18 protein-coding genes and 1 tRNA gene are annotated in these 14,882 nt (G+C 38.3%); 15 read left to right on the top strand and 4 right to left on the bottom strand.

The window, feature by feature from the left end:
* Positions 1-233 precede the first annotated feature (233 nt).
* From M2132_RS04565 to M2132_RS04495, 15 genes are all read left to right on the top strand, one after another.
* Positions 234-1,169 carry a hypothetical protein gene (locus M2132_RS04565; RefSeq protein WP_280671787.1) on the top strand — a complete coding sequence of 312 codons (936 nt, stop codon included), beginning with the start codon at positions 234-236 and terminating at the stop codon, positions 1,167-1,169.
* A 46-nt stretch (positions 1,170-1,215) separates the two neighbouring features.
* Positions 1,216-2,382: an ATP/GTP-binding protein gene (locus M2132_RS04560; protein WP_280671785.1), complete on the top strand. Its 1,167-nt coding sequence runs from the start codon at positions 1,216-1,218 to the stop codon at positions 2,380-2,382.
* 4 nt (positions 2,383-2,386) lie between these two features.
* A complete protein-coding gene (locus M2132_RS04555; protein ID WP_280671783.1) occupies positions 2,387-3,097 on the top strand; it encodes a DUF4276 family protein in 711 nt (236 codons plus the stop codon).
* 62 nt (positions 3,098-3,159) lie between these two features.
* Complete coding sequence (dgt, locus tag M2132_RS04550; protein WP_280671874.1) at positions 3,160-4,482, top strand: dGTP triphosphohydrolase; 1,323 nt, start codon at positions 3,160-3,162, stop codon at positions 4,480-4,482.
* 196 nt (positions 4,483-4,678) lie between these two features.
* Positions 4,679-4,763: transfer RNA gene (locus M2132_RS04545), tRNA-Ser, on the top strand.
* 286 nt (positions 4,764-5,049) lie between these two features.
* On the top strand, positions 5,050-6,291 hold the full coding sequence (locus tag M2132_RS04540) for a site-specific integrase (RefSeq protein WP_280671781.1): 1,242 nt from the start codon (positions 5,050-5,052) through the stop codon (positions 6,289-6,291).
* A gap of 11 nt (positions 6,292-6,302) precedes the next feature.
* Entirely contained in the window at positions 6,303-6,812 is a 510-nt protein-coding gene (locus tag M2132_RS04535; RefSeq protein ID WP_163304845.1) for an ORF6N domain-containing protein, read from the top strand.
* Positions 6,813-6,819: 7 nt separating this feature from the next.
* Complete coding sequence (rhuM, locus tag M2132_RS04530; RefSeq protein WP_280698214.1) at positions 6,820-7,239, top strand: RhuM family protein; 420 nt, start codon at positions 6,820-6,822, stop codon at positions 7,237-7,239.
* 29 nt (positions 7,240-7,268) lie between these two features.
* Positions 7,269-7,802, top strand: a complete 534-nt coding sequence (locus M2132_RS04525; RefSeq protein ID WP_280671777.1) for a hypothetical protein — start codon at positions 7,269-7,271, stop codon at positions 7,800-7,802.
* A 400-nt stretch (positions 7,803-8,202) separates the two neighbouring features.
* Entirely contained in the window at positions 8,203-8,433 is a 231-nt protein-coding gene (locus tag M2132_RS04520; protein WP_280698213.1) for a hypothetical protein, read from the top strand.
* Between the two features lie 19 nt (positions 8,434-8,452).
* Positions 8,453-9,448, top strand: coding sequence for a fusion protein (locus M2132_RS04515; RefSeq protein ID WP_280671775.1), 996 nt, complete (start codon positions 8,453-8,455; stop codon positions 9,446-9,448).
* Positions 9,449-9,494: 46 nt separating this feature from the next.
* Positions 9,495-9,905, top strand: coding sequence for a PcfK-like family protein (locus tag M2132_RS04510; protein WP_163177566.1), 411 nt, complete (start codon positions 9,495-9,497; stop codon positions 9,903-9,905).
* A 10-nt stretch (positions 9,906-9,915) separates the two neighbouring features.
* Positions 9,916-11,208, top strand: a complete 1,293-nt coding sequence (locus M2132_RS04505; RefSeq protein WP_280671771.1) for a PcfJ domain-containing protein — start codon at positions 9,916-9,918, stop codon at positions 11,206-11,208.
* 43 nt (positions 11,209-11,251) lie between these two features.
* The gene (locus M2132_RS04500) at positions 11,252-11,734 is read left to right on the top strand and encodes a DUF6956 domain-containing protein (protein WP_280671769.1); all 483 of its coding nucleotides are present in this window, start codon (positions 11,252-11,254) and stop codon (positions 11,732-11,734) included.
* Between the two features lie 2 nt (positions 11,735-11,736).
* Positions 11,737-11,949, top strand: a complete 213-nt coding sequence (locus M2132_RS04495) for a DUF3873 family protein (RefSeq protein WP_280671767.1) — start codon at positions 11,737-11,739, stop codon at positions 11,947-11,949.
* A gap of 100 nt (positions 11,950-12,049) precedes the next feature.
* On the opposite strand, the gene M2132_RS04490 is transcribed toward M2132_RS04495, so the two are convergent.
* The 4 genes from M2132_RS04490 to M2132_RS04475 all read right to left on the bottom strand — a co-directional run bounded on the left by M2132_RS04490 (position 12,050) and on the right by M2132_RS04475 (position 14,834).
* Positions 12,050-13,063 carry a serine/threonine-protein kinase gene (locus M2132_RS04490; RefSeq protein WP_280671765.1) on the bottom strand — a complete coding sequence of 338 codons (1,014 nt, stop codon included), beginning with the start codon at positions 13,061-13,063 and terminating at the stop codon, positions 12,050-12,052.
* 1 nt (position 13,064) lies between these two features.
* The gene (locus M2132_RS04485; protein WP_280671763.1) at positions 13,065-13,520 is read right to left on the bottom strand and encodes a hypothetical protein; all 456 of its coding nucleotides are present in this window, start codon (positions 13,518-13,520) and stop codon (positions 13,065-13,067) included.
* 36 nt (positions 13,521-13,556) lie between these two features.
* Complete coding sequence (locus M2132_RS04480; RefSeq protein ID WP_280671761.1) at positions 13,557-13,988, bottom strand: hypothetical protein; 432 nt, start codon at positions 13,986-13,988, stop codon at positions 13,557-13,559.
* A 243-nt stretch (positions 13,989-14,231) separates the two neighbouring features.
* Entirely contained in the window at positions 14,232-14,834 is a 603-nt protein-coding gene (locus tag M2132_RS04475) for a M23 family metallopeptidase (protein ID WP_280671759.1), read from the bottom strand.
* Between the last annotated feature and the right edge of the window lie 48 nt (positions 14,835-14,882).

Here is a 14,882-nt window from a genome sequence, read left to right as displayed (position 1 = left end):
AATATATTTTTGTTGGTTTATTATCCAATTTCAGCTTTTCAGCCCTGTTTATTTTGAACAAAAGTAAGTGCTTATTCTCAAATAAAGAAGTATTTGGCAGTATAAATTCAAGGAATTTATTAAAAATATTGAAAGCTCTATCCGGTTTATACAGTAAGCTCGAAAAAAGATTTTATATTTGTTATACAATAAACGATTAGCAATACCTCATAACATATAGCTTTTAACAACGTATGGAAACGGAAGGAACAGGAATAAACCCACAACCTCAAAACAATGGTAACAAAACAAAAATACTGATTTCAATAATTGTAGTTCTGATAATAGGTCTGTTGGTTGCCGGATACTTTATATTTAATAAACAACTGTCTACCGACGAGGGTGAAGATGTGAATCAGCTAACTCAAAGACAGTTGGAATTGGAAGATGAGTATGAAAGCATAGCCATACAATATGACGGGCTATTGATTACAGTAAAAAACGATTCGCTGTTGGAGCAACTCACCAATGAACAGGCCAAAGTGCAACGTTTGCTCGAAGAACTGCGTACCCTAAAAGCTTCTAACAGCCAGGATAAAAAAGAAATAAGCCGTCTGAATGACGAACTAAGCAGTTTACGAAAAATTTTACGTTCGTATATCGTCCAGATTGACTCCTTGAACCGCGAAAATCAACGGTTGATACAAGAAAACAAGGATATTACCGATAAATTCCAAGAAACGAACCGTAACCTGAACCAAGTAGCCCAAGAACGGGCAAATCTATCGGAAAAGGTTACTTTGGCATCTAAGCTCGATGCAACGAATATTTCGGTAGCTACAACCAATGCCAAAGGTAAAGCCCAGAAAAAAATAAAGAAGATAGAGCAAATCGCAGTATCGTTTACCATAACGAAAAATATTACAGCACAGCCGGGCGAAAAAACAGTCTATGTCCGTATCATGAAGCCCGACAACGACGTTCTTACAAAAAGCAGTGGCAATACTTTCCCTTACGAAAACGGGCAGATTGCCTATTCCATGAAACGCCAGATAGAATACACGGGCGAAGAAATGAACGTTACCCTATACTGGAATGTACAGGAGTTTCTGATGGCCGGAACATATCGTGCTGATATTTTTGCGGATGGAAACAGAATCGGCTCCCGAAGTTTTACACTCCAAGACTAAGTTTATTACGAAACCGTACTTGGATTTTATAATAAAATAAGTGTCTATGTTACTTGAAGCAATAAAATATATACGTCAAAAAGGAGGCAACCGTGAATGGGCTGTCGAAGACCGTTATGGCAGCCCTATTCAGTTCGGCAACATAAACCTTATTGTAGGCAAAAACGCCTCCGGCAAGAGTCGTACGTTAGCCATAATTCGCGAAATAGCAGACCTGCTGAATCTGAAATTGAAATTATCAGAACTCCCCTTCAGGGACTGTCATTACTATCTGCAATTTAACGACGAAGGCGAAAAATACGAATACTCTGTATCTATCGATAACGAAAAGATTCTGGACGAGCAAATTTTTATAAATGGGCAACCAATGCTCAACCGTAAAGAAGGCAAGATATACTCAACCGTTACTAAACAGTTGGAGCCTTTCAACCTCGACAATACCATTTTAGCCGTAAAAAAGCATGGCGCACCCGAATATTCCTTTCTGAGCAAGCTGTTCGCATGGGGGCATAATCTGCGGAAAAGTGCATTTACCAATCAATTTGAAAAAAACACACTGATAAAAGATTTTGACGATTGGAAAAGAGACAGAGAATCAAATATGCATGCCAACAACTCGCGCGATGTAGTACGGGTGGTACACCGTGCACAAGAACTGTTTGGCAATGAATTCAATAACAATATTCTGCACGACATGAAAGTGTTGGGATACCCAATGGAGTCGATAGAAGTATTGGATACGCCCGACGGTTACTCCCTTTATGTTAAAGAAGACGAGTTAGACGCCAAAACCAGTCAGTTGGAGATGTCGCAGGGAATGTTTAGGGCTCTGTCTTTTATTGTGCACTTAAACTATGCATTACTGAAAAACCGCTCTATTTGTATTCTTGTCGACGATTTGGGCGAAGGGTTAGACTTCGACCGTTCTAAAGCACTGATATCTCTACTTATTTATAAATCGAAAGGGTCTAACGTTCAGCTCATAATAACAACCAACGACCGTTATATTATGAATTCGATACCCATAAAGTATTGGTCGATAGCCGAACGTGAAGCAAAAAAAACGGTTTTTTATAACTACTATAATTCACAAGAGTTTTTCGACGATTTTAAATTTACAGGACTAAGTAATTTCGACTTTTTGGCAACCCATTTCTACATAAATGGTTTTGAAGAATCTGACGATTCGATAGAGCTGCAAGAAGAAGGCTGATACCATGAAGAAAATAGCATTTTTTGTAGAAGGACAAACTGAGCAGATTTTTCTAAACCACTTGATAAAATATTTTTTAGGAAAAACTGATACTACTATAATACTCAAAAAAACAACAGGAGGTACTAACGCTCCACATAGGGAGATAGTACGCAGCAAGTCTATTGCCCGCCAAGCTAAGTATTTGGTAATGATTTGCGATTGTGGTGCCGACAATAGGGTTAAAACCGAAATTTTGGATAATATGGAATCCCTGCACAGGTCGGGTTATAGTATGATTATCGGCGTAAGAGACCTTTATCCCCTACCTGAAGACGATTTACCCCGTCTTGAAAAAGGCCTGAACTTTCTGCCCAATGTATATAAAAAATGGGCTAACGGATTCGATATTATTGTTGCCGTACAAGAGGTGGAAACGTGGTTTTTGGCCGAATATAAACATCTGAAAAGAGTTGACAAACGGCTTACTCCCACATTTATAAAACAACGTTTAGGATTCGACCCTTATCATGAGAATGCCATTTCCCGCAAACATCCGTCTAAAGACCTCGATAATATATACCGTCTGGTTGGACGTACTTATACGAAGAAACATTGGCAGGTAGAAAAACTTGTACGCAAACTTGATTTCGACAATATGTACCGAAATATAAGATACGAAATACCGGCTATAAATCAGCTTTTTGATATCCTTGACGCTTTAAAAAAGAGGTAAATGCCTGAATCGTATTACTGCCTCTGTAATAAGAGTATAAACTTACTATATAAAACGATATGATGACTTGGGAACAATTACTTTCGTCCAAACGTTTTGGCATGGAAGAATTTTATGATGATAAGAAACACGACCGTACGGCTTTTCAGCGGGATTTTGACCGCTTGGTTTTTTCAGCTCCTTTCAGGCGTCTGCAAAACAAAACACAGGTATTCCCTCTTCCCGGCAGCGTATTTGTTCATAATAGGCTTACACACAGCTTGGAAGTTTCTTGTGTGGGGCGTTCCATCAGTCTTGCCGTAGCGCGCGAGCTTCGCAAAAAATATCCCGAATCGCCTGCTGCCTTCGAAGAAATCGGGTCGATTGTAGCTGCTGCATGTTTAGCTCACGATTTGGGCAATCCTCCTTTTGGACATTCGGGCGAAACAGCTATCTCAAACTATTTTAAAGAGGGGAAAGGGAAAGCACTAAAAAGCAAAATAGAAGCCGAAGGCGGACGTTGGGAAGATTTTACGAACTTTGATGGCAATGCCAATTCTCTCCGTTTGCTGATACATCAATTTAATGGAAGGCGCAAAGGAGGATTTGTGATGACATACTCAACATTGGCCTCAATTGTAAAATATCCTTTCTCGTCGATACAGGCAGACGGTAAACTTGGCTTTTTTCAGCCGGAAGAAGCCGAATTTATCAGAATAGGAGAAGAATTAGGTATAAAAAAAATAACAGACCACCCTTTGCAGTTTGTGCGTTATCCGTTGGTTTATTTGGTTGAAGCAGCCGATGATATTTGCTATAAAATTATGGATATCGAAGATGCTCATAAGTTGCAGATACTTACGGCCGATGATACTATCCGTCTTTTTATGGACTTTTTTCCGGAAGAACGCCAACAAAAGATGTGGAAAACAATGGAGATTGTTAATGATACAAACGAACAACTCGCTTACTTGCGTTCGAATGTGATTGGATTGTTGGTTGACGAATGTGCCAAAGTTTTCTTAGCAAATGAGAATCGTATTTTAAATGGGGATTTTCAGGGCTCTTTGATAAAGCACATATCTGACCGTCCAAGCAGTGCCTACAAAACATGTACTAAAATAAGCATCGAGCAGATTTACAAAACTAAAGATGTTTTAGATATTGAACTTGCGGGTCACCGTATCATTGGATTTCTTTTAGAAACATTTATAGACGCGGTTCAAAATCCGGAGAATATATATTCTAAGCTTTTGTTAGAACGTGTACCCGAACAATACAATGTTGAGGCAGACGATTTATATACTCAGATTTTTGCTGTTCTTGACTATGTTTCCGGAATGACCGATATTTATGCCCTCGATTTATATCGTAAAATTACAGGTATGAGCCTACCTGCGGTGTAAAAACTTTTATTTATCAAGACCTATTTAAAACAATGTGCTTTTTATTACTTACTGAAAATCATACATATAATATTTAAGCCGAAAATATAATGAAATTTTTATCGTAAAATTCGGGAAAACAATATTGTGATTTTAAAATATATCTTTATCTTTGCAACGCTTTTGAAAGAAAAGCACTAATGTTAGCAATAACATTGGAGAGATGGCAGAGTGGTCGATTGCGGCGGTCTTGAAAACCGTTGAAGTGCGAGCTTCCGGGGGTTCGAATCCCTCTCTCTCCGCTGAGAAGCAAAGACTTCTAACAGACAAAAGGAGACAAGTCCTGTAAAATCAAGGTTTTACAGGACTTTTTCTTTTATAACTAAGTCACCTGAAAGACCCGAAAAGGACAAAAATAGACACCGTCGGGTTACTAAAAGGTTACTCAAAATCAGGTCGAAAAAATAGTAACCAATTTCCGCATAAGTCCTTGAACTGTCGCATATTGTCCGCGATTCAACAGCTTGTAATTTTATTATTCACCCTACCTTTGTCTCGATGAGATTTAGGTGCAAAAATTAAAAAATTATGAGTAGTTCATTTAAGATTCTTTTCTACATCAAGAAAAATCAAGTAAACAAGAATGGAAAATGCACCATTATGGTACGCCTTTCCATTAACGGAACAAGGACACAATTCAGTTCTAAACTGGAAATTGAGCCTGAATTATGGGACACAAATGCCGGAAGAGGAAAAGGAAAATCAACGACTATCCTAAGGCTAAATCATCTGTTGAATGATATCCGAACTTCCCTCACAACCACTTATTATGATGTCGAGAAAAAAGAGCATGTTACCGGAGAGAAGATCCGTAATATTTTTCTTGGTTACACTACCGAGCAACAAACCTTACTGACCGTTTTTGCCGAACACAATGTCGAAGTAAAAAAGATGGTCGGTATAGGTAAGACCAAAGCTACTTTGGAAAAATACGAACGAACATACAACCGATTGAAAGATTATCTGGAAACTCGTCATCGGGTTTCTGATATTAGTCTCAGGGAAATCAATCATAGTTTCATTACAGGCTTTGAAACGTATCTTCGGGTTGATTGTAGATGCAACGAAAACACGACGGCGAAATTTATGCAGTTCTTTAAACGAATTGTAATTATAGCCCGAAACAATGGATGGATTGTTGGCGATCCGTTTGCAAACTATAAAATTCGGATAAAGAGAGTTGATCGCGGATATCTAACAGAAGATGAACTTCACGAAATCATAAAGAAGAATATGACTTCCGAAAGACTTGAACATGTACGGGATATCTTCATTTTTAGCTGCTACACCGGACTTGCTTATATAGATGTAAAGAATCTCAAAGAAGAAAATATCCGTAAATCGTTTGATGGCTCTCTATGGATTATGACTAAACGCCAAAAGACAAGTACAACAGTTAATGTACCTCTCTTGAAAATTCCATCAATGATATTGAAAAAGTATAGAGGCAAACTAAAGAACGGACAATTACTCCCAGTTTTGAGCAACCAAAAGACAAATTCTTACCTGAAGGAAATCGCCGATTTATGTGGCATTGAAAAGAATTTGACATTTCACCTTGCCCGCCACACGTTCGCCACGACAACGACTCTGGCCAAAGGCGTTCCTATTGAGACGGTTAGTAAAATGCTTGGTCATACAAATATTTCAACCACTCAGATTTATGCCCGAATAACAAACTCTAAAATTAGCGAGGACATGAAAGTCTTGGCTAAAAAAATGAAGGGTGCAGAGAAAATGTATGAGGAGATAAATACAGTAAATCAATAAATTAGAGTATCATGGAACTACAAGTTATTCAAAGTAAAATTTATCAGATTCGAGGCTTACGTGTGATCCTCGACAAAGATTTAGCAGAACTCTACGAAGTAACCACTTCTAATCTGAATAAGGCGGTAAAGCGAAACCTTGACAGGTTTCCTTCCGATTTTATGTTTCAACTGAATAATGAAGAATTTGACTTGATATTCCAAAATGGAACATCAAGTTGGGGTGGTACTCGTAAATTGCCCTATGCCTTTACTGAACACGGTATAGCGATGCTTGCCGGATTGCTCAACAGTAAAAAAGCGATCGATATGAATATTCAGATAGTAAGGGCATTTATCGCACTTCGTCAGTATGCTTTGGGTTATGCAGAACTCAATCAGAAACTTGAAATGTTTATGATCGAAACCAATATGCAGTTCAGCGATATTTATCAGGCTCTTACGGAACTTGCTTCGCAAAAGGAACAGGAAAACAAGCCCCGTAAGCGCATTGGTTTTAATGTTCAACAAGATGAGGAATAATACAATTATGGAACGAGGATATATCAAAATCAAAGAAAATAGTGAAAGTCAGCTAATTGTTGAAGCGAAACTTGTAAATTGCACCCTGTGGATGACAAAGCATGAGATAGCTGATTTATTCAATGTATTTGTGAGCTCGGTCGGTAATAACCTGCGGTCAATATTCAAATCAGGCTTATTGCGAGAAGAAAACGTAATCCGAATACACAAATACGAGCATAACGGTCGCCAGTGCGAAATGACATTCTATAATTTAGAAGCATTGATTTTCGTTAGTTATCGAATAGCTTCATTTGAAGCGCAAGCGTTCAGGGAATGGGTTATGAAAGCATTAACCGAATATATTCGGACGAAGCCCAAAAGAGAAACGGAAGTTCTGATTGTATATAATTTATCGTCAAAACTCCCGGCGATAACATTAAATTAATTCAAACTCTTATAAACAGAAATATAGTCATGAAAAATGTAATCTATCTTTTAATCGCAATTTTTATGGTTTCCTGCGGTTCAAACTCTTCAAAGAACAATTATGAAGAAACCATTACTGGCTATCTGCTAAAAGGTAGCGACACAAAAGAAAATCTCAACTTCAAAATTGTTGAGATGAATGAACATGGTACTGTTACAGTTGCCGACAGTATTGCTTATCTTACTGACGAGTTTAGAAAAGATAAAGAGCTTATAATAAAACGTGTCGAGTTGGCAAAGAAAATGAGTGAGACACTATTAGCTAAAGCAAAAAAGCAGAGCGATATTGACAAGTATAATGCTGACATTTTGGGAATTAGCAACACCATTGATTCTCTTAAAAATCTTACGCCCGATAATCTGCGGGGATATGACAGCCAGAATGCCAATGGCGTTCTTGCTGTTATTGTCCGTTGTAAATATTCTCTTGTTCCTCCAGGCAGAACAGCCGTTGAAGAAACATTTGATTTCTATTTATCTCCTGACGGAAGTAAATGCTACGGTAAGAAAAAAGCTAAATAACATACATTGTTCAAATATAACGAAGCCTGTTTCTGAAACATGAAGCAGGCTTTTTTTATGTTGATCGCTTTCCCTATCTCCGGGAAAGTGCTGCGTTCATAATAACAAACGCAATGTATTCGACCAAATTTCTTTTTACTACACTTCTCTCCGGTATAATTTCTTCCTCATTAGCGAGTATCAAACCGGGTACTTTTTGACCCGGTGTTCAGGATACAAAGGTATTTCGGCTAATCCTGTCGCCAAATTGTTGCCTGAAAAATCTTCCTCTTTCCCTACGGGCGAGCGTATTTATTCACCCAAAATTTGTCTTCGGCGGATTCAGCCGACCTTTTCACGTATCCGAAACATAAGGTCAGTACACCGGCTCCGATACGGCATAAAAAAAAAGTCAGAAATTATGAGAAGTATAGCAAAAAATAGGAAACAAGGTAGTAACCTTCCAATTAGCATAAAATTGGTTGTGAAAATCGTTTTCGTGGCTTTGGGTTGCTCCGTGTGGGGAACAGGGTTTATTTGGGCTTTAGTGGGCTTGTATCTCTTTCTTCCTGTTATTCGGGGTATCCTCTCCTTCTTCGTAGGTTTAGGTGCTATAATCCTGTTTATTCTCATTCTTTTCTCCTTTTTATAATCCCTTAAAATTTAGAGTTATGAGCAAAGTATTTTTATTAGGAGCAAATAAGGAAATTGACAGAGCCAAACAAGTGGTAGAGGTTAATCAAATAATCCAAATGGAGGGTTACAGTTATGACAGGTATGTAGTCTATGAAATCCGCAAAAACGATTGGGGCATTGCTTACAAGTTGATTAACCTGCGTACAAAAGAATTTCAGACGGCAGACATTATCAGACCTTTGAAAGAAAAATTCGGTATTGGTTATTACTATGATAGCGAGAACCCTGAATTCATGGACAGTTTCGAGGTTACAATGCTTCTTCAGCAAGCACAACAACAGAAAAAAGCAGAGGAAGCCGAAGCCGAGCAGGAAAAAATCAGAGTAGAGCAGGTTAAGGAAATCGGGCGCAAACGCTTTGCCGAAATATTTCCCGAAGATGCACAGGCGGTTATCGTGGCACGGTTAAGACAAAACGAGAGCGACAGCTATACCGACTATTACTCATATAGTACACAGCGGACGGTTATCATAGGTTTTTCAAAGCACAAAAGGGACTTGTTTTCCGAAATGCGTAAACACGCATCCAATTTTGAGGAAACTGTCTATTTAGCCGAGTTTAACGAGGATTATGAACACAGGGAAAAGTACAGCATGGGCGATGGTTATTACTTGGGAAAAAGCAAGTATAGCGGTTGGATAATTGAAAAAGAGCCTGTATATAACCGTGAACGCACGATAGAGGATTTTGCCTACACCGCAGGGAACGAAGATAACATACATATCAGCAAGTCTGACACAACACCAAAGAATAGTAATTCCACAACAGAAACTAATAGCGGTTGCACATTGGTAGAATATTCAGCCAAAGCGGTAGCGGTATTCGGAGAAACGAGAGCCATAAAAGACGAACTCAAAGCAATGGGCGGACGCTTTAACAGTCGATTGACGTTCAATGGTAAGAAGTTGGCAGGTTGGATTTTTCCTAAATCACAAGAGCAACGTTTAGCCTATTATTTCGGATTGGATTAAGTAGTAACACGGAGCAGAGCCTTTCTGCCCCACAACACCCAAAAGTATGAAAGCATCAAATCATTTCAAAAATACAATTAAGGCATACTTAGATAAGAGAGCCGAAACAGATGTATTGTTCTCATTCCAATATAGCAAACCCGAAAAGAATATTGACGATTGTGTTACCTATATTCTCAATACTGTACAGAAAAGCGGTTGCAATGGTTTTGCAGACGATGAAATCTATTCAATGGCGGTACACTATTACGATGAAGATAATATCGAAATCGGTAAGCAAATAAACGCCCATGTAGTAGTAAATCATGTAGTAGAACTGACTGAAGAAGAAAAGGAACAGGCTCGCCGAGATGCTATACAAAAGGCACAGGACGAAGCATACAGGAAGATAACACAGCCTGTCAAAAAGAGCAAGAAAGTAGTATTAAATCCCCAACCATCTTTGTTTGATTTTTAAGCATTATCCTATGAAAGCGAAGAATAAATTCCAAAGACAAGTAGTAGAAGCGAGTAAAACCCTACCGAAACTCACGAAAGAGCAGATTGAGTGGGGCTATGAAAATGGTATCGACCATATCGGGCGCAGAACTGATAAAGGAGTGATAACCTGTACTAAATGCGGTCATTCGTGGCAGGGAGCAGGATATTTGGTTGCAACATTAACGGACTGTAACTGTCCGAACTGTAACACCAAACTAACGGTAGAAACTACCAAGAAACGGACATTCAACGCTCGTTACTACATGACAGTAGTAACCGCTCATGCAGGTTATCAAGTATTGCGCTCTGTAATGTTATTCTGTTCGGTAAAGGTCGGGGAAACGCCTAAATACGACTATTCAGAGGTTATGCAACGGTGGATTGCCCCCAACGGAAAGCATTGCACATTCGCAAAACTCCGTCAGACAATGGGTACTTGCTACTATGATGCGTGGATATTCCATACCGATTTGGAATTGCGTAGCGAGAACAGCAATAACAAGTTTTACATAAATGTATATGACAAAATATTTACAGGCGTGGTTTACCCCCGAATGAAACTAATCCCCGAACTGAAAAGAACAGGCTACAAAAAGGGATTATATGGACAAAAGCCGTTAGACCTGTTCCGTACCCTATTGACTGACAGCCGAGCCGAAACGCTTATGAAAGCAGGATACACCAAGCTATTAAAGCGTATCATGGACAGCGGTTGGAAGAATATCGACAAGTATTGGCAATCCGTCCGCATCTGCATCCGAAATGGCTACAAAATCAACGATGCAACACTTTGGTGCGATTATATAGATAATCTCCGATTCTTTGGCAAAGACCTCTATAATGCTAAATATGTATGCCCGACAGACCTCAAAGCCGAGCATGACCGATATATGTTGAAGAAAGCCAAAGCCGATGCACAAGCGGAATTGGAAAAGCAACTTGAAAAAGAAGCCGAATTTAGGGCGATTAAAGCCAAGTTTTTCGGACTTATATTTTCCGATGGGCGTATCAGTATCCGTGTACTTGAAAGCGTACAGGAGATAGTAGCAGAGGGACAGGCGATGCACCATTGCGTAGGTAGTTATTCGACCAAAGAAGACTCCCTTATCCTTTCGGCAACCATTGATGGCAAACGCATTGAAACCATAGAGGTATCTATTTCCAAACTGAAAGTTATTCAATGCAGGGGATTATGCAACAAAAACACCGAACATCATAATCAGATACTTTCACTTGTAAATAACAATATACCACTCATAGAACAACGATTGGCAGCATAACAATAATCGGGCGGAGTAATCCGCCCACAAAATTCAAATAGACATGAGAACAACAGAAGTAAACGATAGTATTATAGGCAAGCGTTGTAAGAGCATTTTTACAGGCTTAATGGTAACAGGCGTTATCGAAGAAATCAAGATAACTGAGTACACAGCAGAAGTTAAAGTGCGTTTCGATAACCCACATAGATGGGGTAATCACACCTACAAAAGCGATTGGAGTTCCGCACGCCTACACGATGAGTTCGGCTCATTGTATCACCTTGAAATCATTGACGACAAATATCAAACTATCGTGGTCGAGTTCAAGAAAGAGATAGCCGAGATTGACCGAATGTTCGCACAGAATTACAGCATTTGGGGAGTGGTAAACCTCAAAGAGTGGATAGACAACTACGAAAGTAGCCGTTTTACTCAATTTTCGAGAGATACGGCAATCATTACCTCCGAATACAATATGGAGAACATAATAGAGTGGCTTGAAAAACAGGATTATATTAAAGATTATCAACACATAACTAAGTAGCAATGAAAACAAATTCAATCAACAAAAACGGTTGCTCAGTATGCGAGCAAGGCAAAGAAAATTACACAACATTTATTGCAGGAGCATTCAGAGGTACGGAATATTACCAGTACGACTACCGCCACACGGACGGAGAACTGTTTTCAACGGTTGCCAAATCATTGGAACAATGCCGAAAAGAGCGGGACGAATGGCTTTCAAAGAAAAACGAGTAACTGGCAGGCGATTTTTCGCCCGTTACTTTTTCCATGACTTCTCAAAATGAGCGGGGGAAAAAGTAACAAAAAGCCTTATTGTTATAATTTTAGGGAGATATTACTTTAGCGAAGTTTCTCTTATAACTTTGAAAAATTCATTTTCTACTTTATCGTCAGGTAGGCCTATATAGCAATTTTCAGTTTTTCGTATTCCATTTTTCTTAAAATCGATTACCCAACCTGTTCTTTTACGATATTTACTTAGTGCATAGTTGTCTTTATCGTTTATTCCTGTCCAATTGTCGGTATCTACCAAAAACCAATCAATATTAAAGTTCAATTTTTCAATGGATTGTCTAAAAACAGTGCAATTTTGAAACCGGCTATTTTTTTTCTTATGTATCGCTTTATTTAGAATTTTGATTACTTTTTCGGGTATGTGTGGCAAAAAGACTCTTGATGGGAAAAGATCTTTTTTTACCGCCTTCATCCACTCTTCTTTTGTGGAAAAAGTGAATGGGAGATTATTGGTATTATTTAAAAGTCGATAAAAAGTAACTCCCATCGCATATATATCACTCAATTTATCCATGGGTTGACCTTCGATAACTTCTAAAGGTTGATGAGGTTTATATCCCATTATATCACTTGGATCCGAATGATAGTTTATAGCGAGCCCAAAGTCCGACAATTTGGCTTCCCCACTGTCTCCAAACATAATATTACCGGGCTTAACATCTCTATGTAGAATATTGTTATTATGGGCATGCTCTAAACCTAATAGTGATTGTTGAATTATTTTGCAGCTTTCTTTGGCTGATATGAAACGTTTCTCGATGTGCTTTTGAATAGAACCTTTTGACAAGTATTCCATCACTATAATAACGACTGGTTCAGCATGGAACAAAGTTGCTCTTACATCCTTAACATCAACGATATGTTTGTGGCGGCAAATATCAAGAGCTTGGCCTTCTTTAACTGCTTGAACAAATTTTGTAGGATTAGGTACTTTAATTACTTTAACAGCAATTTCTTTCTGGAGAAATGGATCGAAACAGAGATAAACATCGCCAAAAAAGCCATTTCCCAAGTGGTTGATTATTTGAAACTTGTCTAAATGTTCTGTTGCCATATTATAACAAATTGAACCATGCTACCAGAACAGCATCTTTAGTTGGTTTGTCCCAATAGGGAGGATGAGCGCCAATGATAGGGTCAATATAACTGTATATATCTGTCTTCTTTGGTTGTCCAAATTTTGTAGCATTAATTGCTTGCGAAGAATAGTCCTTAATTGGGATATTTTTCTTTTTGGCAAGCAAATTTAGTATTGCTTGTGGATAACAAGAGGATTTTATTTGATCGAGTTTTGTAAGATTCAATGAAATTTTGTGTGCCAATTGATTTGGTTGATGCTTGTCTACAATAAGCGAAATCTGAGTTTCAAACCATTCCATTAAATCTGCAGTATCCATATTGTTTGGATAAACAATTTTGTTTTTTTCAATAATTGTTGGAGGGGTGGTTTCTCCACACAAGACACAAAATCTAAAATCGTTTTTTGTGAAATTGAAGCCTATTACTTTCATCTATATAAAATTATGTGTAAATAATTATTCAAAAATTTAGCCTACAGTGAAATCGGTACTAATAAAGTCTACATTTCCAGAACTCTTTATTCTTAACGGTTCATGGTTATAGCTATCCTTACCTTTAATATTCACTGTTGGTTGGGCATGGTATATGCATGCCGCTTCGATCTCATCTAAAAAACAACTATCAACCGGGCACATTGAATAGTACAACATTTCTCCTGTTTTCAGATATGAGCACCAATCATTATAGTGTTCATGTGTCCCATTTACTCTGTCATTAACATCTTCCGCTTGTCCAATATAAAGTAATTCCTTAAGAGAACAAGTGTACTTTCCGTCATTTCCTTTATTTCGTGTTCCTCTATAAACAAAATAAAGACCTGATTCACTTGGTAAAGTGTTCTTTATTGCCTCTCGGGTGAATCCTTTGAATTCTAAATTATGTGTTCTTCTAATTTTCATGATATACAAATTAAGTCAATACTAATTAATTCTTTACAATGAATGTGCCACTTTTTTTACTGGCTCATAAAGTGTTTTTATATCTGTCAAGCAAGAGAGAAGCATGACAAAATGTCTGATTTTTGCGTTTGTGTAATCTACACATTTATTGTTTTTCTAAACCGAAGCGGATTTGCAACATAATAGAGGTATATAGTAACACTATCGGTAGTAACCACACGCAAAATCGCATCCAAAAAAATTTCATGCTGTTTTTTCGTTTATAATTTGTTTGCTCCATATTTCAATCAGGCAGTAACACCACCCGGACGGATTCAGGAAACGTTTCCCTTTTCGGACTTCATAATGTAAATGGCTACCAGTGGCTACTCCTGTATCTCCCACACAAGCAATTTGTGTAGCGACATTTACCGAATCCCCGATATTTACTACTGTCTTGCTCAGGTGTGCGTAAAATGAACGGAAATCTCCTGCGTGCTGAATCTCTATATAGTTCCCATACCCCGAACAATACCCCTTACGAACTACTATTCCGTTTCCGGTGGCATATACGGGAGTGCCTTTCGTTTTGGGTATGTCAATTCCTGTATGGAATTTCCGTATTTTATAGATAGGATGATAACGCATTCCGAAGCCTGATGAAATCCGTAACGGCTTCTTAATCGGAAAAATTACAGGATAGTCGGATAGCTCTTCGATTGTCATTTGCATGGAATCGGCTATACGCTGAAACTCTTTTACCGAATAAGCCTGTTCCGTACATTTTGCTATTTCCGATTTTCTGTTTGGCTGTCCCCATACAGTTAAATGAAGCAACGCAATGAAGAACGTTATTATATATTTCATAATCAATCTGTAAATACAGTAAGTACCCGAATTGCTCCGGGTACTTTA

The organism is Dysgonomonas sp. PH5-45, from assembly GCF_029893235.1.
Classification (GTDB): domain Bacteria; phylum Bacteroidota; class Bacteroidia; order Bacteroidales; family Dysgonomonadaceae; genus UBA1309.
Note: the sequence above shows the minus strand (reverse complement) of the source record. Positions and strands in the feature narration are given on the sequence as shown.